Source organism: Nostoc sp. (genome assembly GCF_036917575.1).
Taxonomy (GTDB): Bacteria; Cyanobacteriota; Cyanobacteriia; order Cyanobacteriales; family Nostocaceae; genus Nostoc.
Genome location: NZ_JBALDC010000018.1, coordinates 157,112 through 179,566 on the forward strand (window position 1 = coordinate 157,112; position 22,455 = coordinate 179,566).

Genomic DNA, 22,455 nt, shown 5'->3' on the forward strand with positions numbered 1-22,455 from the left:
AACTGGAGTTTAGACTAACCTACGATAAAATGACCCAGCAGTACTGGGTTGACAATCTACACATCCATTGCCTGGGAAACCTGTCTTAGGGTCATTTTAACCTTTGACTTTTGCTAGGGGAGAAGGTTGTCAGTCACAATATCAGGCTTTAATTAAAGTTGCCAAGTCATTAATGGTAGCAAGTCACTCCAGTGTTCCTACTGTTCAGGGAAAAAACCATAATTGTAATGCAGTTTTAAAATTTTCAATTAACATTTCGTCATCTAAAGTCAGTTCAGACTTTTTCAAAGTTTTAAGGTATCTGTATCGTTCAAGCGCTTTTTGCTGTTGATAGCCTTTATCTGTTTCAAGGTGCCAATTGTCATAATCCTTCAGCATACTAATTACGTTTCCAATTAAGAGGAAAATCCTGGTTGACGATTAGCATTAACTAGCTGTACACTGCCATCTGAAATTTAATGAAGTTCTGTAAAGCTTAACATTATCTTTAGATTTTGGCAGCCATAATGTGGAATTTATTAAAAACTAGTTGCAATGCTTACAGCGCCGCTCTATTACAAAAACCTCATTTCAACTTATGTATAGCCCAACCCACGCCTAAAAACGTAAGGGTTTAGCAAGCTAAACCCCTACATTCATTCACGACTGATCGGCGAGTTAGTTGATTTTCTTTCTTAACCGAGGAGTATTGAACTCGACTGCAAATCGCTATAATTTTCAAGTCATACCGAAGAATTTTCTATACTGATCTATTTGTTTTTGCATTTCCTCTAGTTGTTTGCCATAATCAGGATTATTCTCATTCTCATTGCTATTCACATTGATGCTGCCCAGAATATTTTCATAGTTTTGGAATTGCGGCCATAATTCTGGATTGGCTAATCCAGAATTATCTTCAGTTGATGTTAGATATTTTGTAGTTTCTGCGTAGGTGTAGCCCGTTTTAGACATTGCCTGACTGCTCGCAGGGCTAAAATCATAATTATTCCAACTAGTGGTAGTTTCTGGTGTTAGAGATTTTCCTGTTTCTGTAATTGCCTGATCGATTCGAGAACCAAAATTGGAACTATTAAAACTAGAGTTTGTAGTTTGCGTCTTATTTACTGCTGTGTCTGCAATCACTTGACTCGCTAAAGAACTGACATTAGAAATATTAAAACTAGAGCCTGTAGTTTGCGTACTATTTCCTGCGGTTTCTGTGACAATCTCACGTACTTGGGCATCTGTCAAGTTAGGGTTTGCACTAAGCATCAGAGCAACAATACCAGCAACGTGGGGAGCAGCCATAGATGTGCCACTATAAGTTGCATACTGATTATTCGGAACTGATGAATAAACCTTGACTCCTGGAGCTGTGACGTAAGCGATTTGATTTGTTCCAGAGCGGTTAGAGAAGTCGGCCAAATTATTATTCTTATCTACTGCGCCAACGGCAATTCCCGACTTGGATGCATAGCGGGCGGGATATTCTGGTGATGAGCCACCATCATTACCTGCTGCCATGACAACAATCACTCCTTTACTGCTGGCATAGTCAATAGCTGACTCTAGAGTGCGATTGGAAGATGAGCCTCCTAAACTGAGATTAATCACATTAGCTCCATTATCCACAGCGTAGCGAATACCTTTAGATATGGAATTATAGGAACCAGAGCCAGATTCATCTAAAGCTTTGACGGGCATAATCTTGGCATCGTAGGCAATACCAGTGACACCATAGTTATTATTTTCTCCTGCGATCGTGCCGGAAACATGAGTACCATGACCGTTGTCATCTAGGGTGTTGTTGTTTTGATCGGCAAAGTTCCAACCGTAAGTATCATCAACATAGCCATTGCCATCATCATCTATACCGTTACCCGCAATTTCCTTGCTATTAGTCCAAATATTATTTTTTAAATCCTCGTGGTTGTAGTCAACTCCAGTATCTACAACAGCGACAACAACGCCTTTTCCTGTGTATCCATGTGCCCAAACTTCCGGTGCTTTAACTAGGTCTGCTCCCCAATTATTGCCACCAAGATCGGGAACATCAGCAAAGGTTTTCTGATTAATAGCTCTAGCCACTGCTGCTGCTCCATTAATCAAGCCATAGCCATTAGTGGCGTTATAATTTTGAGTACTAAAATTTTCAGATTCATCATTAGCATCGGCTGATTTATAGCTACTACGTCTACTGAAGTTGAAGCCGTAGTCATCTTTCGTATTAAAGCTATCTAATGAGGAGATTGAAGTGACATTGAGCCGTTTATTTGACAATATATTGTTATTAACATCATCAATGCGCATAAGTTTTGTCTCAAAGATAGCAACCGATTTTTGACAGTTTGAAGCCTTGAAACCTTGACAAAAATAAGATTTCAATCAATGTGCGAATAAGCTTCTTTGTCAATAATTACTATGAAATTCCATAACAAAATGCTAATTCTATTACCAAAAAACACTCTGATAAGTACAGTTTTCATTAAGAGTAAATTTATCGAGTAAATCTTAAATTTTAGAGTTGTATTAATGAAAACTAATCCAAAAATAGTCATCGGCCGTTATAACTATTTTTGTTCCTCTTAAAACTGCTGCGATCGCTGGCTATAAAAGTGTTTATCTACCAAGACCGAAGCAAATATTGAAATCAGCAAAATTAAAATGGCGAATGGATTTATGCTCCATTCGCCAAAGGCTATCCTTAAGTCGCTTTACAAAAGTTTATCTTTTATATAGCCATAAACTTTAAGTTAGTTAAATCTATTAAATGTTTGCTTGCTGCCGTTGATATAATGACCAATACAAACCCTTTTGTTGCAACAATTGTGAGTGAGTACCACGTTCAGCAATCACGCCTTGCTCCAATACTAAAATCAAGTCAGCACGTTTAAGGGGTGCAAAGCGATGAGCAATCAGGAACACGGTACGGTTGGCGGAAATTTTTTGCAGATTTTGCAGCACTTGTTGTTCTGTTTCACTATCCAAAGCGCTGGTAGCTTCATCCAAAACTAAAATCGGCGCTTGGGAAAGAAACAGCCTTGCTAGAGCAATACGTTGTCTCTGTCCACCAGATAAAGCTGTACCGCGTTCGCCAACATTGGTTTCATAACCGTAGGGTAATTGACTAATGAAGTCGTGGGCCACGGCTAATCTTGCCGCCTCTACTACTTGCTCTGCGGTAATATCAGGACTACCGAGAGTGATATTTTCCAAAATAGAACCGTTAAATAAAAAGTCTTCTTGGAGAACTACACTAACTTGTTGCCTCAGTGACGCTAAATCGGCGCTTTTTATATCAAAACCATCAATCAGGATGCGTCCTGATTCAATTTGATAGAGGCGTTGCAATAGTTTAGACAGAGTACTTTTCCCAGAACCGCTACGTCCAACAATGCCAACAAATTGCCCTGGTTCGGCACTAAAAGAGATTCCCCGCAAAATTGCCTCAAAGTTCGGCCGGTAGCGGAAAAATACTTGCTCGAAGGTGACTTGTCCTTTCAGGGGTGGTAAAACTAGGCCAGTTCCTAGTTCAGCTTCTGGAGAAACATTAAGAATATCACCAATGCGATCTACAGAAAGTAGCACTTGTTGAAGGTTTTGCCACAACTGTACTAAACGCAAAAGCGGGCCTGTGACTCTACCAGACAGCATTTGAAATGCAACTAGCTGTCCGATTGTGAGCTTTTGTTCGATGACTAACTTGGCTCCAAACCAGAGAATCAGCATGGTGGATAAATTAGTGAGAAAGTCACCAATGTTGCTGCTGATATTGGAGGTGGTAGAAGCTTTAAAACCTGTGCGAATGAAGCGGGCAAATAAACCTTCCCAGCGATCGCGGGCTACTGGTTCGGCTGCATGGGCTTTAACGGAGTGAATCCCCGTCACTGTCTCTACTAGAAACGATTGACTATCGGCACTCCGGTTAAAGGTTTCGTTGAGCCAGTTACGCAGAATTGGTGTTGCAACTATCGTTAATGTGGCAAATAGCGGCAGTACTGCTAAGGCGACAAAGGTGAGTGGGATATTATAGTAAAACATCAATGCTAGGTACACCACAGCAAAGATGCTATCCAAAATCACAGTTAATGCTGTACCTGTGAGAAACTGACGAATTTGTTCGAGTTCCTGGACTCTTGCTACTGTGTCTCCGACGCGTCGCGACTCAAAATAAGCCAAAGGCAAACGCATTAGATGGCGAAATAGCTGTGCTGATAAACTCAAATCCAGACGACGAGCTGTATGGGTAAAGATAAATAGGCGCAGAATACCCAGTATGGATTCAAATATGGCTACGCATAAAAGTGCCAGCGCCATCACATCAAGAGTTGGCAAACTTCCCTGCACCATCACTTTATCAATGACGACTTGGGTAATTAGCGGTGTTGTTAACCCCAAAAGCTGCAAGGTAAAAGATGCTAACAATACTTCTGTAAGCAATCCTTTATACTTCCAAACTGCTGGGGTAAACCAACTCAGGTTAAATTTTTCTTGCTGGGATATGAGTTCTATTTGCCACAATCGTCCATCCCAAGATGCCTCAACTATTGACTGCGGCAAGCTTTCACAAGTCCGTTCGGGATTTAGAGGGTTAGCGATAATTAAGCGATCGCCTTTAACTCCATAAGCCACCACCCAGGATGGACTTTGGGGTGAGTCAGAATTCCACAGTAATAAAGCTGGAAATGACAACTGTCGCAATTCACCCCAACTCACTTGTAACCGCCGCATCACTAACCCTAACTTTTCGGCTGCTTCCACAACCTGTTTTGGGCGTTGTCCTCTGAGTTGGCGCTGCACCCATTCGAGTTGCACAGAATTTTCTAACTGTTGCGCTACCATTGTCAAACAGGCAGCAGCGGTATTCCAGTTGGCAACAAACGGATAAATTGCAGTGATTAGATTGGCGGCTGGAAGTCCTCTTTGAGGTTGGAGGCTGTGGGGGCTGGAAGTACCGTCTAAGGTTGATGTTACTGAAGGAGTGGCAGAGAAGGAAAATGTCTCTCTTTGTCTCTCGATTTCTACTGGTAAAGCTTGCCAAAATTCCAGAATTTGTGGGTGAGAAAATTCTGCCCACAGTGCAGTATCCCAATAAACTACTATTACTTCTTTACTAGCAGCTACAGCTTTCAAATCCGCAGACAGCTTTTGGAAGTCGCCAAACCAATCCCCTGCATCTAGGGTGGCTATTGGTTTGCCAATTCCTTCGTCTCGCAAGCGGACTTTCCCAGCCACAATTAAGAATTGATAGCCACCGACATCGTTTGACCAGATTTTTTCTCCAAGACGATACTGGCGGGTTTGGCACTCATTTTCCAATCGGGATTGTTGTTCGGGAGTCAACCAGCATAGCGGCGGCTGATTCCAAGGCAAAGAAGCTAGCACTTTTAATCGTAAAGATTCATTATCTAGAATTTTTAACTCACTTGTAACTTGACTGTCAGTTTTTGAATTTTCTCTGCTAGCCATTTTTCAAACAACTCATTTTGTAGTGCTTGTTGTAGTTGAGTATCTTCTAAAGACGCTGGTAGAAATTGTTCTACTCGAAACAAACCATAAGGTCCTTCTCCTTGGGGAGAGTCTTTGCTAACGATTTCTATTGGTCCGATCAATTGTCCAGGACTGGCCACATCAATAGCTGCCCGTAATATATCCGGCATACTACCTCGGCTGACGATTCCCATCATGCCATTCACAATTCGGTCATCTGAAAGGGAATACTCTTTAGCTAGTTGCTCAAAACTACCTCCTTCTTCTATTTGGGTTTGGAGTTCGTCTGCTAATTCTCGATTATCAACAACAATCCGGGAAAGTACCACCCGATCCAAGAAAATTTTGCGTTCAATAAAATATTCTGGAAGTTTTGTTTCCGTGACTACAGCTTTTAATTTTTCTAACTTATAACCAAAAGTGACCGATGTGTGAAAGGTAGTGTAATCTGTGTTATTTGTCTTTAACCATTCTTGAAAACTTTGAGGGTCAGTAAGTTGATTTTTCAGCCGAAAGTCAATAATTGACTGTTCAGTTATTGCACTGCCAATTTCAATATCATCTCGTGTTCTGATTTCTTCTTCAATCACGTACTGCTTGAGAATATCCCCAATGAACTGTCCTAATTTTCCAGAGGCTTGCAGGTACTTTACTGCTTGCTCTATAGAAATTATTTGGTCATTAATTGTTAAAAATGATAAAGATTCCATGAACTAATTGTGTGAAAATGGTTAAACATCTTATAGTACTTTTAACTTAAATCATATAGAAATCATCTAGTGATTAATGGATAAATACGATAAAGATTCCATGAACTAATTACATCTAAATGGTCAAAAAATTATATAGTTAGTAAATAAAATAATTTGCCACGATTACTTTTACAGTCTAGTGGGAACAAAATCAGGATTGAAAATATTAGTGGTGGCGCAGTAGCAAGGCAAATCAGTTATTTTCTACCAATGTCCAATGCCCCACCTAAACAGAGTAATTGTTTATTCTCTGTCTCATTAAATGAAAGTTATCCATGTCCAAGCAAGTAGCACAGATGCGATCGCACCGATTAATGTATTAAAAATATTTACTACTTCATTGGTCAGCCAGGTATACTTAGATTGCAGTGTTGCACCAATCACACTTTCTAAGTTGGTGGCAATAAATGCTGCTAGCACACACCAAGCTACTCCCAATAGATCGATTAAGCCAACTCCCCAACCCACAAATGCGATCGCTACAGAAGCCACAATCCCAGCTAAAGTTCCCTCCAAGCTTACCGCTCCTTCTGTACCGCGAGGTACTGGTTGGAATGTAGTAATTAAAAAGGTGCTTTTACCATAAGCTTTACCAACTTCACTAGCAGTGGTATCAGCTAGCTTTGTGCTGAAACTCGCTACATAGGCTAACAATAATAGCGACAGGGGATTGGGAATTAGCAACTGGGAAGTAGGTACGAGGAATCCCGAATTTATTATTCCTACTCCCAAGGCACACAGCGCCCCAGTCAAAGCTGAACCCCAAACATTTTCTGGGCCTCGTGCCCCAGAACGCTTTTCAGCAATTCCTTCTGCCTCTTTTTGCGCCATACCGATGCGGGTAACGCCAGAACCAACCAAAAAATAGAACATTACTACTGCATATCCTTGCCAGCCTAATGTTACCCAAATTAAGATGGCCAATAACCAGGCGTGGAATAATCCAGCAGGGGTAAGTAGCTTTTTCGGAGCAATCCAAGCTAAACCCAATAAAATTGTGTTTAATACTACTGCTACTAACCAGGGATTTATAGAATCAATTGAGGATGACATCAGCAATTAATCATGAGTAATTTTGTCTGAATATCAACAGAATAACCAATTTGTGATGCTTAGTGCTTTATTTTTGAAACCTCTCTAGGTAAAGTAATATGTTTGTATTGTTAACTAAATTGCCTAGACATAGCTCTCAAAGCAGAGTGTCAAACTATCAATCATGTCTTATACATACACTATTGCTATATTGACTAAAGAACGTGCATTAAACAAAATGCAAAACTTCTTTTGAGTTAGGTAAACTCTTTTTTGTAACCGCAGAGTACAGTGGCTGAAGTATTACTCAGTCCACAATCTTAGTCATAAGCATAAAGAATATAATTTAATGTCAATAAAAACTGTGTTCAAGTTAACCACAATCAAAACTTAATAGCATAAATTATAGATGACATCAACTACTAGTCTTTTTCACACAAGCTATGAGCCAAACTTTATTCCATTTAGCTTTCCCTGTAAATGACATTGCTCAAACAAAACTATATTATGTAGATGGTTTGGGTTGTATTCCTGGTCGTGAAAATCACCATGCCCTGATTCTTAATCTCTACGGTCATCAATTAGTGGCTCATTTTACAAAAGAACCTTTGACACCGCAACGAACCATTTATCCCAGACACTTTGGGCTAATTTTTACCGAAGAACGTGACTGGCAAGACTTACTAAAAAGGGCACAACAACAACAGCTACTTTTTCGCGAATCAACCAAAAATCGCTTTGTTGGTTCTCCTCTTGAGCATCGTACTTTCTTTTTAGAAGATCCTTTTTATAACCTCATGGAGTTCAAGTATTATCGTCACCCAGAGGCAATTTTTGGAAGTTACGAGTATACACAAATTGGGGATAGGACTTAAGAAATTCGTAATTCGTAATTCGTAATTTGTAATTAAAGATGAATAAATCAAGCGTAGCAAGCATTCTGGCTACTGACTGGATTTTAGATTCAGCAAAGGTAGCTTAATAGGCTTTGCTAAAGCTGCTGTGACTACCGCTAAACTCCTGGAGTCTGTCAGCATCCAAGGGTGTAGAGTCACTGGTACTATTACTTGGCTTCCTACGGGCATTTGTGAACTATTTGCTGGCACAATCATTAAATCATAAGGTGTCCAGATAGACGTAAAATCTAACTGTCCCAACATTAGAACATCAGAATTTAAATCTTTGAGAAAAATGCTGTCGGGGCGCATTTGTAGGCAACCAGGACGCCGGGAACCATAAGCCACAACAGTTCCACGATGGGGGGAAGAGATGGTAATAAATCGCTGCACGCGGTTAATTCCTCCCAATCGTTGAACATAGTAACGACTGACAATTCCTCCCATGCTAAAGCCGATTAAATCTAGGTATTGTTCTGGTGCAAAGGTCGCTGTAACATAATCGGCTACTTGTTTTGCCAATTTATCAAGACCCACATCACCATTATTAGGAACTAGATTCAGGCTATATACAGACCAACCCTGTTGTATAAGGTATGCCCTCATTTTATGAAAAACTGCTTCTGTGTCGTCAATGCCGTGTATTAACAAAACGGGATTGCGTTGTTGATTTTCAATGTTCATTTACAAAATCTAACTGAATTAAAGGATTTATTTCACTTTTGTAGATACATACTGCTCTACGAACTGAAGCTATTGCTTTTCGCATTCTTTAAAAAATACTGTTGCAAATAAAACTGAAATGCTTTCAAAAATAATCTGTATAAAGTTTTACAAATTAATTTAGCCATCTGCCATTTGGCTATGACACTCTTTTCACTGGTTGAGAGTAAACTGCCTGTCTAACTTCAATTGGGTATTTAGCAAACAAAGAAATGTTAATTATTGTAAAGCTTGCTTTCAGAATCTTGCTCTTAGCTACAGTAAAATTTAATAATTAGTTTTCGGTGTGTACAGGTTGCAAATGCTTGTAATAGAACATTTGTCCTGTGGTTTTATTACAATGTTAATTAAGCACAAGGCTATAAGGGTTGTCACCAGGGTGAGGTGACACCAATTAGATAATGTAACATTCTGTCGTAATTTTTAACAATTACGGTCGAGTTCAAAATATAAAAGGTAGAAGGCAGGAGTAATTGTAATGGATTTTATCAAAAAGTTAATTTCGGGTATTCAGGGTTTCCTTGGCGGTATTCTAGGTTTCATTACCGGATTGTTGCCAGGGAAGAAAAGCAATGGCTACTTCTTAGAATTGGACGAAGCCAAAGAAGCCGCCAAAGAAGCTGCTCAAGAGGTAGCATCGAACGCGAAGAAAGTAGCAGATACAGTTACATCGACAGTTGCATCGAATGCGAAGAAAGTAGTAGAGACAATTTCATCAGAAGCACCAACTGCATCTAAGCCAGATTCGTCGAATGGAACAAAAACCGCCGCGACTAAAGCTAAAACTAAGGAAAAATCTGCTAAAAATCCCAAACCAGCGGACGTTCAACTAGTCCAGACTGCTGAAGGTGTTAAAGTTGAACCGGGCAAAAAAGAAAAAGCCGCAGCAGCCAAAGTACTTAAAGAGCAGCCAACTGAAACAACCTTTGCACCAAAATATCTTGCTCCTTCGGCTACTAGCTCTAATGGTCGTCGTCGTCCAGGAGCGAATATGAGTGCTTATCTAGAGATGGCACGTCAAATTAAAGTACCTAAATAATTCCTAGAGACCGTAAATTTACGGTCTCTAGAGATCAAACGTGAAGATGCAAGGTTAAGATAACTTCGTCAATTGTAGATAGGGTAACTCTTTAAAGTAAGAGCGATCGCTTAATTTTCTCTACTACAATTGCATCTTTTAGGTCGAGGTTTGCTCATCCAAAACTACCCGTTCTACCTGACCTTTGTTGACGGTGAACTCAAAGACTATTTTACCACTACGTTTCAAAACTCACCATTTGAATCCTTACAGTATTTGATTCGAGCGTGTCCCCATAACTGCGCTACAGCAAGAGATTTCCTGGTTGTAAGTGCTATTGTACCTTTGCTAAAATCTCATTTTCGTTGCCGATGTAGCCATCAGTTAAAAGTACAACGCACAAATTATTTAACAAACACCAGTCCACTATATAAATGGAAAGTTGAATCCCAATTAGTCTGTTCTCTGCGAAACAGATCGATGTGAGACTTGATTTGACTCAAAATTTCGGTTTTATATAATGTTGTATCTGCAAAAGATGTGAAATCTGACCAGATTTTGACTTGAGGAAGTTGCCGGTCAATCCAACTTGATAAACTATTCCAATTAATTCTGATTGTATTTTGGCTAACTTGGGGAATAATTTCTAAACCTTGCTGAAATTCATAGCCATTATCATAAAGTCGGAGAATGCAGCGTCTACCGGGTATGTGTAAATCACAAAACTGGGCATAGTCTTGTGTTTGAGTTTTCCATTCCAGTTTACGGCGGGGATTAACATCTACAACTTGTTCAAAAATGGGCAAAAGTCCTACTACTCTTGCTGTAACTTCTGACCAATCAAAGGTGAGAGAACCGAGTTGATTTACCTCGTTACGACAAATAACAGTAGCTTGTGGGGTAGATGCTTGAAAATGTTTGACTTGATAAACTTGAATTTGCTGAATTTGCGCTATTGTTGCCCAAAAGCAAGGAATACCAGCCTGCTGTAGCTGTTTGCCATAAAATTTTAGTTCTCCCACTTGGCCAGTCCGATACAACTTCCAGCCACGACTTGGCAGTACCAGTCGTGCAGTGTAGGGGTCTAACTGCATAATTTGGGCGAATTTTCGAGACGCTTTTGTTTTCAGTTCGTTACTGAGTGGCTCTAAGACTAGTACGCCAAGTTCGGTGTTATTCAGTTCAGATTTTGCTTGGGAAATAGCTCTTTGTCTTTCTTCTAACTCAATTTCTTGTAACCGTCGCAAACCTTGGCGTGCGAGGGTGACTATTTTGACATGCCTTGTACCTCGCAGCAGTTGCCGATAAATTTTTTCTGCATCTTGATGCTTTTCAGTTACTTCATGTAGCCGACCGAGATAATATTGTACCCAAGGATTTTCAGGTGATTCTTTTTGCAGCTGTTTGAGTAATTTAGCTGCTGTTTGATAGTCTTTATGCTCAAAAGCGATCGCAACTTGCTCAATCATCACTTATTTTAAAAAATATGTGTTGGAGTGATGTCTCGCGCAAAAGTAATTTTGCGTGAGCTATAAATCATTTATACTTCACAAGTTGCGGTAATTAAGGATAATGCTACTACTGGGGCTGTAACTGCTCTCAGGATGCGGCGACCAAGGGAAACAGGTTTAAATCCAGCTGACTTGGCATTTTCAATTTCTTCTGTTGTCCATCCCCCTTCTGGCCCAGTAGCAATGACAATTGTTTTTTGTCCTGTGTCATTTGTCATTTGTCCTTGGTGTTGTAAGCAATCTTTTAAATGGGGAAATTCACCACGCGCTACACAGATATATTGCTGGCTGTTTGCAAATGACAAACCTGTATTAAAAGCAACAGGCTCTAAAATTGTTGGCACGAATGAGCGCTCTGATTGCTCGGCGGCTTCGGCTGCTATGCGCCGCCAGCGTTCAAGCTTTTGAGGACTAGGATGAAGTAAAGTGCGATCGCTCAATACTGGTGCAATACAAGCTACTCCCAACTCTGTACAACACCGCACCACTTCATCAAATCCATTACCTTTGGGCAACGCCACCATCAGCGTAATCGATACAGGTAATTCTGTTTTTACCAAAAGCGATTCTAAAATCTGTGCTTGTTCCCCTGCTAGCTGCGCTAACCACCATTTTCCCTTACCATCCATTGCAATAAAGCGATCGCCTTCACGCAATCGCAACACACGCCCCAAATAATGTTGTTGTTCTTTGGTGAGCAAAATTTGCCCTTGTTGGAGTTGGGAGGGGGTGATCGCAATTCTTTGCAGTTGAGACATAGGATTTTGGAATTTCAAGAATATCAAACTATGAATGGACACAGATAAATCTATCTGTATCCATTTATGGTTTAATTATTTATTCAGCTTACGAAAGATTCTGGAAGTAAGCCTCTAGCGCTTCAGTCACTAACTGAGTCATCGGCTTACCTTGACTTTCTGCTACTTCCTTCAACTTGCTATAAATCTCTTCTTTCAAATTGACCCGATGGCGCGATTTATTTGCACCATCGGCTGTTTGGGGTTCGTATGTAGCAGCAAATTCGCGGATGGCATCAAAACCAATGCGATCGCAAAAATCACCAAACTTTTCCTTCGATTTCCGAGATTTCTTAAAGTAAACAAAAATCGGTTCTAAAAAGGTTTCCAAGTCATTATGGTGCAGCTTTTCTATGTAAGGTTGTGCCAGTCGAGTCTGATTTGCCGAACCCCCTAACCATAATTGGTAAGATTCTGGAGCGCTACCAACAAAGCCCAATTCTGCCAGGTACGGACGAGCGCAACCGTTGGGGCATCCTGTCATCCTTACCACAAAATGCTCTTTTTGTAAACCAACTTTATCTAACAAGGCGCGAACTCTTTCCAAAATACCCGGTATTGCGCGTTCTGATTCCGTGACTGCCAAACCGCAAGTGGGCAAAGCCGGACAAGCCATTGCATACCGTACTAAAGGTTCGATTTTGCTAGGGTCATCTCCGACACCGTGACGGCTGAGAATGTCTTGAATAGCTTCCTTGTTATCTGGTTCGATATCGTAAAAAATCAGGTTGTGGTTGGCTGTCAGGCGGATGGGTAAGTTGAACTGCTCAACAATTTCCCGCAAGGCGGTTTTCAGTTGAAACGAACCTTCGTCCTTAATTCGACCATTGTCAATGGAAATTCCTAAGAATAGCTTGCCATCACCTTGTTCATTCCAGCCGAGGAAATCGTGATATTTAAAATCTGGCAGTGGTTTAAAAGCTTCGACTGCTTTACCAAAATATTCTTCGACTTGGGTGCGGAATTTATCTACACCCCAATCGTTGATTAAATATTTTAATCTGGCGTGACGACGATCGGTGCGATCGCCATAATCTCTCTGGGTAGCAACAATCGCTTTCACAATGTCGTAAACGTCATCCTTAGCCACATAACCGATGGGGTCTGCTAACCTAGCGAAAGTTTCTTCTTTACCGTGGGTTCTACCTAAACCACCACCAGCAAAAATATTAAATCCTTCTAATTGTTTCTTTTTATTAGTAATTACTACCAACGTCAGGTCTTGAGAATACAAATCCACCGAATTATCCCCTGGCACCGTCACGCAAATTTTGAACTTGCGGGGCATATAGTGATTGCCATAAATCGGTTCTTCGCTGTCATGAATAATTGTGCCATTACCATTACGTTGTCGCGCTGCCTTCACCTCTGGGTCTTCTTCAGCACTAATTGCTTTTTCCCCATCCAACCAAATTTCGTAATAAGCACCTGTCTGTGCTGAGAGCAAGTCAGCAATATTTTGGGCATACTCCCAAGCATACTGATACTCTGGGCGATTCTTAAAAGGGGCTGGTGGTGCCATCACGTTGCGGTTGATGTCGCCGCAAGCTCCCAAAGTCGTACCCAGGTTCTTGACAATGGTGGCGATCGCTGATTTAAGATTCTTCTTTAAAATTCCGTGCATTTGGAAACCTTGACGGGTAGTTACTCGTAAGGTGTGGTTGCCATACTCATCAGCTAATTTATCTAAAGCTAGATACAGCTGCTGCGGTACCAAACCACCCGGATTTTTTGTCCGCAGCATAAACTGGTAATCTTTTTCCTGTCCCTTAGCACGGTTGTCACGGTTATCCTGCTGGTAAGAACCATGATACTTCAAAAGCTGCACCGCATTTTCAGTAAAATGGGTAGTGTCTTCAAGGATCTCAGTTGCTACAGGTTCACGTAAAAAATTACTATTTTCCTTGATTCCTTCGAGTTTGGAAGGCTTACGGCTAGCGATGGGGGAAGGAGCAGATTTAACCATTAGACTTATATAGTGTTCTCAATAAAGCATTAGTAGACGCCGAATCAGCACCCTTAGGCTACTTCATCCCCGGTAATCCGGCCGGAATAATGAGGAATATTTTAATTTTAGCACGGCAAAAGCTGGCTTTGTCAGTGATGTAATACTTAGCAAAACCAGCTTTTGAGAATAGTGAGTTTTAAGTGCTGAGTCCTGAGTACTAAGTAAAGTATAAACTGACTGAGGACTCAATAATTTTTTATTTGAAGCGATAACCAATACCACCATTGATGCTAACAGCAGAAGCATCACTATTTTGGTACGCCCCAAGTCCGACTTTGGCATTAGTATAGACAAGGAAGTTGTTAGCAACTTCCGATTCAACACCAGCACCTAACACTACTGAATCTTTATTACCTATAGGAGTTGGTGAACCATCTTTTTCTACAAAAGAATAACCACCAGTTAAATAGGCATTAGTTTTATTAGCAATAGGCACATCCACAGAAAGTTCTGGGATGATGGCACTTGTTTTATCACTCCAAAGGACATTTCCGCGTGCAGAAAATGGTGTATTTCCTAATTTCGCGCGACCTGTGACATTACCACCAAATGTGGCATTATCATTAACACCTTGTCCGCCACTGGTAACGCCAGCTGCAACACCAGCACCAATATAACTAGCATCAGTACCCTTTTTTGTTTCAGCAGAAGCTTGACCAGATGATAAAATAAAAGGAGCAACTATTAAACAAGACAATGTAGAAATTGTCACGAAAGACTTGAGTAAGCGTTTCATAATTTTTACCAGTTTTTGTATTTTTTACTTGTATATTCCAGGTCGAAAATAAAGTGAGAATGTTCCAAATATTTTCCAGATTTTATTAAATGAATCTTACTATTGATGCATAAAACTTAAATATAAACTATCCCTAAAAATAATAAATAAGCTGGTATAATTACTTTCAAGGTCTTTTCATCCAGGTTATTTGTTCCCAAAATAGACGCTTTAAAAAGTGGCACAATCTTTGGAACCAAAACTAAGTCAGGATATGGTAAATAAAATACCCGATTAATAATTTTTGCCGAGCTTTTCACAGATGATGAAAAAGTAGGCTGTAGCATCTGTTGCAACAAGCTATAGAAGGAATCTATAAAGTTAATTTTGAGCAATTCTTGTGGAGATTGAATAATGCTAACCGCTGCAAAAACGTTATCTGGTTTGATGGGTTTGTGTGTCGGTGATGCGTTGGGTGTGCCAGTGGAGTTTACTAGCCGTGCTGAACGAGTAAAATCTCCAGTGACAAAGATGTTGGGTTATGGCACATGGAATCAACCACCAGGAACTTGGTCAGATGATAGTTCCTTAAGCTTTTGCTTGGCAGAATGCCTTTGTAGGGGGTATTCGTTGGATGCTATAGCTAATTCCTTCTGGCGCTGGTACAAGGAAGCTTACTGGACTCCCCGTGGCGATGTCTTTGACATTGGTCAAACTACTCATACAGCAATTATGCGCCTGAAACAGGGAGTTGTTCCCCATCAGGCTGGCGGTAAGGTTGAAAATAGTAATGGCAATGGTTCTTTAATGAGAATCTTGCCGATGGCTTATTGTCACAGAAACTTAACTTTGGGGGAATTGCTGGCGCGGGTACATGATGTTTCGGCAATTACTCATGCTCATGCGCGATCGCAAATGGCCTGTGGCATTTATATTAGTATTGCAGTGGCGCTCTTAGAAGGGGCTGACCCACAAACAGCTTATCTACAAGCATTACAAGATATCCAAACAATTTATTCTGTGCGGGAATTTTTGTTAGAGAAGCCGCATTTTGGTAGAGTTTTGAGTGGTGAGATTGCCAAGATACCAGTAGAAGAAATTAATTCTGGTGGCTATGTAATTGACACCTTGGAATCGTCCCTGTGGTGTTTATTAAATAGCTCGTCTTATTCTGAGGCAGTATTGAAAGCTATCAATTTAGGCGGAGATACCGATACTACCGCCGCTGTCACTGGTGGGTTAGCAGGAATTTACTATGGCGTGGAAAATATTCCTAAACAATGGATGAACCAAATTGCTCGTAGACAGGACATTATCTACTTGGCAGAGCGTTTTACAAAAGCTGTTTACAGCTAGTCCCGATTTTATCAAAAATCCAAGTGCTTAATATGCTAGTGCTAAACCATCAGAACGAGATTCCGAAGCAGCAACTAACACTCCATTATGTCTCAGAATCATTTGACCTTTACCAAACATTATTTCAGAAGCAATTTCTGGATTATGACCTCGCTTTTTTAAGCCTGCAATAATTTCAGAACTTACACCCTTTTCTAAAAGGATCTTATTGCCTTCTAAAAATCGCCATCTCGGTGCATCTAAAGCAGCTTGAGGATTCATTTGATAGTCAGATAAATTAACTACCATTTGTAAGTGTCCTTGTGGTTGCATTGGTGCACCCATAACCCCAAAAGGGCCTAAAGGTTGATTGTCTTTAGTCAGAAAACCGGGGATAATAGTATGAAATGGAAGTTTTTGTGGTGCAATTTGATTAGGATGTCCCTCTTGTAGAGTAAATCCTGCGGCTCGACATTGTAAAGAAATTCCAGTTTCAGGTATTAAAATACCGCTACCAAATCCTTCATAGTTAGATTGAATGAAGGATACCATTAAATCTGGGTCGGCAGTACATAAATAAACAGTTCCTCCTTGAGTTAATCCTGTATTAGCTAGAGTAATTGCTGTATCTTCAATTAAGGATTGACGCTGTTTAGCATAATTTTTATCTAGTAGCTGATTAACAGAAACCTTCATCAAATCAGGATCGCAAACATGAGAATAAACATCAGCGAAAGCAAGTTTCATCGCTTCAATTTGATAGTGGAAACTTTCAGTTGAATCACGAGCATATTTTTCGAGTTTCAAGCCTTCTAAAATATTCAGTGCCATCAATGCAGCAATTCCTTGTCCATTGGGAGGGATTTCCCACACTTGTAATTGCTTGTATTGAGTTGAGATTGGATCGCACCAAATGGGTTGATGATTGGCTAGATCAGTTTTTGTTAAATATCCTCCTGTATCAGCAGAAAAATTAGCGATCGCCGCCGCTAATTTTCCTCGATAAAAGCTTTCTCCACCACTTTTAGCAATTTCTTTTAAAGTTTCTGCAAACCATAAACTTCCCCATACTTCTCCTGTTTGGGGAGCGCGATCATTAGGAAAAAATGCTTGTTTGAACGGCTGAAATTCTGGAGAAGTTAGAGACAAATAAATATTTTCTTGACGTTGCCAATATTGTGCAGTTATGGGAGACAAAGGAAACCCTTGTTCTGCATAACGGATTGCTGGAACAAATAGTTGTTCAAACGGTAATTTTCCCCAGCGATTCCATAAGTGATACCAAGCAGAAACTGCTCCCGGAACAGTTACAGATAACCATCCTAATTGAGGAATTTTTTCCATACCTAAGTATGATTTTAAATTTAGCTGTTGAGGACTTCTTCCAGAAGCATTAAGACCATGTAATTTCCCATCCCAAACAATTGCAAACGCATCTGAGCCAATTCCATTTGATGTCGGTTCAACAACGGTTAAAGCAATCGCAGTCGCAACGGCAGCATCAACTGCATTTCCTCCTGCTAAAAACATTTCTATTCCTGCTAGGGTTGCTAAATGTTGACTAGTAGCAACAGCATATTTTTTGCCTAAAATAACTCGACGATGGGAATGGTAAGGATAATGATTGAGATTGAACTCCATAAAATGGCTCTATAGTAATATTTTTTTGCTAGCTGATTATTGCAGACTTACACGGGTGGTCGCCGGTATCTCTACGGCCACCCCTAAATTTATACAAATATTTACACAGATAAAATCTTAAAAAAATATCTGGTGTATTTGGGTACAATTACTAAATTGTTACTCATTTATATTAGTAAATATATTGGTATAAATAAAAATAATTATCAAAACTGGCAGCAGTGGATAAACTAACTACTGATGATTATCCCAAGAGTTTACGTACATTGTGTTTCCACAGATTACAAATCTTAGATTTTAGTTTTTGTCTCAATTCAATATAAAATCTAAAACTTAAAATACTTAATCAACATGGCAGACCTAACTCCCAATTCTAGTTTTAGTTTGACACTGCGCTTGCAGATTCCCAATCGTGTAGGGATGTTGGCATCGGTAACACAGGCGATCGCCACCACTGGTGGTAATCTCGGTCAAATTGATTTAATCGAGCAAACTCGCAAAGAATCCACCCGCGATCTGACTGTGGATGCTGCTAGTACTGAACACGCTGAAACCATTGTGCAAGCAGTGAAAGCATTGCCAGACATCAAGTTACTCAGTGTCTACGATCGCACCTTTAATTTGCATCGCGGTGGCAAAATCAGTATTAGCAGTAGAATTCCCCTGAAGAGTGTGTCTGATTTAGCAATGGCTTACACGCCTGGAGTCGGTCGAATTTGTACAGCGATCGCTCAAGATCCAGAAGAAGTTTACAACTTAACCATTAAACAAAACACTGTTGCCATTGTTACCGATGGTAGCGCCGTTTTGGGTTTGGGAAATCTCGGCCCAGCAGCAGCCTTACCAGTCATGGAAGGCAAAGCAATGCTATTTAAGGAATTTGCAGGGCTGGATGCTTTTCCCATTTGTCTCGCCACCCAAGATACAGAAGAAATTATCCAAGCAGTTAAGAATATCGCTCCGGTATTTGGGGGCGTGAATTTAGAGGATATTGCTGCACCTCGCTGCTTTGAGATTGAAAAAAGATTACGCCAAGAATTAGATATCCCCGTTTTTCACGATGACCAGCATGGTACAGCAATTGTCACCTTGGCAGCGTTATTTAATTCCCTGAAACTGGTACATAAATCAATGGCGGAAATCCGCATTGTGATTAATGGTGCTGGGGCGGCTGGAGTAGCGATCGCTCGGTTACTCCGTAAAGCTGGGGCAGAAAAAATCTGGATGTGCGATTCTAAAGGAATTATCTCTATCAGTCGCACCGATTTAACACAGGAAAAACTCGAATTTGCTGTGAAAGCTCAGGGTACGTTAGCGGGTGCAATGCAAGGAGCAGATGTATTTATTGGTGTCAGCGCACCGGGAGTTTTGACACCAGAAATGGTGCATTCGATGGCGAAAGATCCAATTGTTTTTGCAATGGCAAATCCGATTCCAGAGATTCAGCCAGAATTAATCAGTAAAGATGTGGCTGTGATCGCGACCGGTCGCAGTGATTACCCAAATCAAATCAATAATGTACTCGCTTTTCCTGGAGTATTTCGTGGTGCTTTAGATTGTCGGGCACAGACAATTACCATCAGAATGTATCTAGAAGCCGCAAGTGCGATCGCCTCTTTAGTCAAGCCTTCAGACTTGAATCGGGAACATATTATTCCTTCGGTTTTTGATGAGCGCGTCGTCACTGCTGTTGCTGCGGCTGTGCAACGTGCAGCGCGTGAAGAAGGTATCGCTCGATATTAATTACAGCTATTTTCAGGTAAATAGACCACGCGGTAGGGGCGCAAGGTCTTGCGCCCCTACAACAGGTGTGGTTCAAATACATGAAAACTGCTGTAACTACCGTCCCTGAGCTTTTAGGCTGCAATCAATTTGCGCTATGAACTGATGTTAAACAGATGAGAATTTATGCATGATTGGTGATTAGATGAGTTGGGGCTACCAATTTAGGAGCAAAGTAACACATCTAAAACACCGTCACTTTGTCAACTGTTTGCAATGAAGTATCAAGTTGGGGACGAGTTTTTACAAGAACTACCACTGATTTTAGGGGGGCCAATCCTCAAACATACTGAGCCGGAGTCAGTGACAGTATGGGTAGCACTGAAACAGTCTTGTCACGTAGAACTTAAAGTTTATGACACAACAAATGATGGTGAAGCACTAGGAAATTGTTTGTTGGAGGGAGAACGCTCTACCGTAGCTCTGGGTAAGTATCTTCATGTAGTTTCCATTACGGTTCGGTCTAAAGTTGAACATCGTCTTACTGGAGGTCGCATCTATGCATACGACCTCCAGTTTATTGTTGCTGACCAAACCACGCAAATGCAACAAGCATTATGTTCAAACTCCTCTCCTCCAGTCAGCATCAGCTACTTCGATCATCAAAAACCAACTTTTGCTCTGCCGCCAAAGCATTTTCAAGATTTGCAAATTGTCCATGCTTCCTGCCGTAAACCTCATGGTCATGGGTTTGATGCACTGCCAATTCTCGATAGTATAATTCAGGCGTCAGCAAATCAACCCCAACACCGTCCTCATCAGCTGTTCCTTACCGGAGATCAAATTTATGGAGATGATGTAGCAGATCCGTCGTTGTGGGTTGCCACTACTCTTGGTGATGCCCTTTTGGGTTGGGAAGAACAACTGCCGGTGAATGGAGTTTACTGCACTCCCCAACAACTACCCCCTGGAGAACGGGCCGATGTGGCGACAAATCAAGCTGGCTTGACCGCAGGATTACATAATGCTGAGAAAGTCAACAGTCATCTTTTCAGTCTAGGCGAATATTACGCTACTTATTTACTAGCTTGGTCGCCAGTGTGCTGGCCGACAGCATTTCCCCAAGGACATCAAGTAAGGCGCGATCGCCATGCTATCAAGAAGTGGAACCGAGAAGTCCAGCATTTGCGCCAATTCATCTACACGCTTTGGAAAGTGCGCCGCGCCCTTGCGAATATCCCCATGTACAGCATCTTTGATGACCATGATGTTAGTGATGACTGGAATTTGAACCAAGCTTGGTGTTTGCGAGTACTGGGGCATCCTCTAGGGCGAAGAATAGTCCAAAATGCATTGTTAGCTTATACGGTATTTCAGGGTTGGGGCAATACACCAGAGCAATTTACAAAAGGAAAAGCAGGTGAAAAGCTGTTGGCGGCTGCACAAATTTGGTCTGCTTCTCAAGGTACGGATGCAAAGGCTGATGAAGCGATCGCTCGTTATCTAGGAATGCCAGCCAGCGATCCCCATACAGACTTACCTATTTTAGTCCGAGACGGTTCAGTATTCATTCTGGATCGACATCCTGAAGCACTGACTTGGAACTATATAGTGCGCAGCGATTGCCATGAAGTAATTGTGCTGGATACGCGGACTTGGCGGGGTTATCCAGCCGATCAAAAACCAATTGCACCACCAATGCTGTTGTGTTCAAAAGCCTTTGAGCAACAACTACTTTTACCTTTACAACAAGTAACTGAACAGACTCAGATTCAAACTACATTTGTGATTGCGCCCACGAATGTATTTGGATTACAAGTGATTGATTGGATTCATCATTGGCACTTACAACAAGAAAAAGTGTTTTCAACCGATGTTGGAGATGCCTGGAACATTAATGTTGAAGCCCTAGCGAAATTTTTAACTACTTTATTTGAGGTACGTCAACAAGTCATTATTCTATCAGGAGATATCCATTACAGTTCTGTTGCTCACTTATCTTATGCACGCACCCATTCCAAATTACAGTCTGTCTTGGTACAATTAACCGCTAGTGCCTTGAAGAATGAAGAGATTTTGACGCGGCTGATTCATACACGATTGAAAGATTGGCTGCTACCAGAAAAGGTGCGACATTGGATAGGCTGGATCGAGCCACCCAATATGGTAGAAATTTCCGAGAAACAATTACAGCATAATCGCCAGCTGCTGACTAACTCGGAATGGCATTGTGTACTGGAGTGGATACCTCGAAACAGTGTTCAGACTTCTATCTACACAGCAGATATTTTATCGTTAAAAGCTCCCTGGAAGCGAACCGAAAATGCTAAATGGAAATGGTTGCAACCCCTGATATTTTGGAAATCTTGTTGGTTTCAGGACGGGCGAGAAGTAGTGGGATTGAATAATTTAGCTGTGGTTCACTTTGAATTTGCAGATGGAAGTAGTTCTGGCAAAGTTATGCAAGATTTGTACTGGTTTTCTTCTTGGCATCCAACCCAAATTGTTTACAGCCGTTTTGAGAGCCAGTTAACACCCAATCAGTCTTTATTATGATGATCGGCTTTGCTATGTGAATGGAAATTTTAGTTGTATATGTGGGCACTTTAGATTTAAAAAACATATTGAAGAGTGATTCCTATGTCTACGACCCCAATTAATGCAACATTGGCACAAACAGAGAGAGATGCTGTGTTGCAAGCGATTAGCACGATTAAAGAAAAGTTACCATTTTTAGTTGACAGGACTTACGCAACTGTCACAAGCGACGGTGCGGCTGCGCCGTACCGAGCGCCAAACAACTAGACAATAAACATGGGAACATTCGGGCATTTTA

The 22,455-nt window shown here is 40.9% G+C and carries 18 protein-coding genes; 6 read left to right on the forward strand and 12 right to left on the reverse strand.

All coding sequences use genetic code 11. From position 1 onward, the window contains the following. Positions 1-204: 204 nt before the first annotated feature. The 5 genes from V7K79_RS04755 to V7K79_RS04775 all read right to left on the reverse strand — a co-directional run bounded on the left by V7K79_RS04755 (position 205) and on the right by V7K79_RS04775 (position 7,274). A complete protein-coding gene (locus V7K79_RS04755; protein WP_335045165.1) occupies positions 205-378 on the reverse strand; it encodes a hypothetical protein in 174 nt (57 codons plus the stop codon). A gap of 339 nt (positions 379-717) precedes the next feature. Continuing rightward, positions 718-2,289 carry a S8 family peptidase gene (locus V7K79_RS04760; protein WP_335045167.1) on the reverse strand — a complete coding sequence of 524 codons (1,572 nt, stop codon included), beginning with the start codon at positions 2,287-2,289 and terminating at the stop codon, positions 718-720. A 456-nt stretch (positions 2,290-2,745) separates the two neighbouring features. Then, positions 2,746-5,448: a type I secretion system permease/ATPase gene (locus V7K79_RS04765; RefSeq protein ID WP_335045169.1), complete on the reverse strand. Its 2,703-nt coding sequence runs from the start codon at positions 5,446-5,448 to the stop codon at positions 2,746-2,748. Then, entirely contained in the window at positions 5,397-6,179 is a 783-nt protein-coding gene (locus tag V7K79_RS04770; RefSeq protein WP_335045172.1) for a foldase protein PrsA, read from the reverse strand. Before V7K79_RS04770 ends, V7K79_RS04765 begins: the two co-directional genes overlap by 52 nt. Positions 6,180-6,479: 300 nt before the next feature. Next, positions 6,480-7,274, reverse strand: coding sequence for a TIGR00297 family protein (locus V7K79_RS04775; protein WP_335045174.1), 795 nt, complete (start codon positions 7,272-7,274; stop codon positions 6,480-6,482). Between the two features lie 422 nt (positions 7,275-7,696). Between V7K79_RS04775 and V7K79_RS04780 the strand changes: the two genes are divergently transcribed. After that, positions 7,697-8,128, forward strand: a complete 432-nt coding sequence (locus V7K79_RS04780; protein WP_335045177.1) for a VOC family protein — start codon at positions 7,697-7,699, stop codon at positions 8,126-8,128. Between the two features lie 69 nt (positions 8,129-8,197). On the opposite strand, the gene V7K79_RS04785 is transcribed toward V7K79_RS04780, so the two are convergent. Then, positions 8,198-8,833 carry an esterase/lipase family protein gene (locus tag V7K79_RS04785; protein WP_335045179.1) on the reverse strand — a complete coding sequence of 212 codons (636 nt, stop codon included), beginning with the start codon at positions 8,831-8,833 and terminating at the stop codon, positions 8,198-8,200. A 517-nt stretch (positions 8,834-9,350) separates the two neighbouring features. Between V7K79_RS04785 and V7K79_RS04790 the strand changes: the two genes are divergently transcribed. After that, complete coding sequence (locus V7K79_RS04790; RefSeq protein ID WP_335045181.1) at positions 9,351-9,911, forward strand: hypothetical protein; 561 nt, start codon at positions 9,351-9,353, stop codon at positions 9,909-9,911. 383 nt (positions 9,912-10,294) lie between these two features. On the opposite strand, the gene V7K79_RS04795 is transcribed toward V7K79_RS04790, so the two are convergent. The 5 genes from V7K79_RS04795 to V7K79_RS04815 form a co-directional block, all read right to left on the reverse strand. Beyond that, a complete protein-coding gene (locus V7K79_RS04795) occupies positions 10,295-11,359 on the reverse strand; it encodes a tetratricopeptide repeat protein (protein ID WP_335045184.1) in 1,065 nt (354 codons plus the stop codon). Between the two features lie 71 nt (positions 11,360-11,430). After that, the gene (locus tag V7K79_RS04800; protein WP_335045186.1) at positions 11,431-12,159 is read right to left on the reverse strand and encodes a 16S rRNA (uracil(1498)-N(3))-methyltransferase; all 729 of its coding nucleotides are present in this window, start codon (positions 12,157-12,159) and stop codon (positions 11,431-11,433) included. 88 nt (positions 12,160-12,247) lie between these two features. Next, positions 12,248-14,164 carry a sulfite reductase, ferredoxin dependent gene (gene sir, locus V7K79_RS04805; RefSeq protein WP_335045188.1) on the reverse strand — a complete coding sequence of 639 codons (1,917 nt, stop codon included), beginning with the start codon at positions 14,162-14,164 and terminating at the stop codon, positions 12,248-12,250. Between the two features lie 238 nt (positions 14,165-14,402). Beyond that, positions 14,403-14,942, reverse strand: a complete 540-nt coding sequence (locus tag V7K79_RS04810) for a hypothetical protein (protein WP_335045191.1) — start codon at positions 14,940-14,942, stop codon at positions 14,403-14,405. A 116-nt stretch (positions 14,943-15,058) separates the two neighbouring features. Then, on the reverse strand, positions 15,059-15,268 hold the full coding sequence (locus V7K79_RS04815; protein ID WP_335045194.1) for a hypothetical protein: 210 nt from the start codon (positions 15,266-15,268) through the stop codon (positions 15,059-15,061). 67 nt (positions 15,269-15,335) lie between these two features. Here V7K79_RS04815 and V7K79_RS04820 point away from each other — a divergent pair, with 67 nt between their 5' ends. Then, complete coding sequence (locus tag V7K79_RS04820; protein ID WP_335045196.1) at positions 15,336-16,277, forward strand: ADP-ribosylglycohydrolase family protein; 942 nt, start codon at positions 15,336-15,338, stop codon at positions 16,275-16,277. Positions 16,278-16,304: 27 nt separating this feature from the next. On the opposite strand, the gene V7K79_RS04825 is transcribed toward V7K79_RS04820, so the two are convergent. After that, on the reverse strand, positions 16,305-17,897 hold the full coding sequence (locus tag V7K79_RS04825) for a gamma-glutamyltransferase family protein (protein WP_335045199.1): 1,593 nt from the start codon (positions 17,895-17,897) through the stop codon (positions 16,305-16,307). A 351-nt stretch (positions 17,898-18,248) separates the two neighbouring features. On the opposite strand from V7K79_RS04825, the gene V7K79_RS04830 reads away from it, so the two are divergent. The 3 genes from V7K79_RS04830 to V7K79_RS04840 all read left to right on the forward strand — a co-directional run bounded on the left by V7K79_RS04830 (position 18,249) and on the right by V7K79_RS04840 (position 22,424). Beyond that, positions 18,249-19,640, forward strand: a complete 1,392-nt coding sequence (locus V7K79_RS04830) for a malic enzyme-like NAD(P)-binding protein (protein WP_335045200.1) — start codon at positions 18,249-18,251, stop codon at positions 19,638-19,640. Between the two features lie 255 nt (positions 19,641-19,895). After that, positions 19,896-22,175 carry a PhoD-like phosphatase gene (locus V7K79_RS04835; protein ID WP_335045203.1) on the forward strand — a complete coding sequence of 760 codons (2,280 nt, stop codon included), beginning with the start codon at positions 19,896-19,898 and terminating at the stop codon, positions 22,173-22,175. An 84-nt stretch (positions 22,176-22,259) separates the two neighbouring features. Beyond that, complete coding sequence (locus tag V7K79_RS04840; RefSeq protein ID WP_335045204.1) at positions 22,260-22,424, forward strand: hypothetical protein; 165 nt, start codon at positions 22,260-22,262, stop codon at positions 22,422-22,424. The last annotated feature ends 31 nt before the right edge of the window (positions 22,425-22,455 follow it).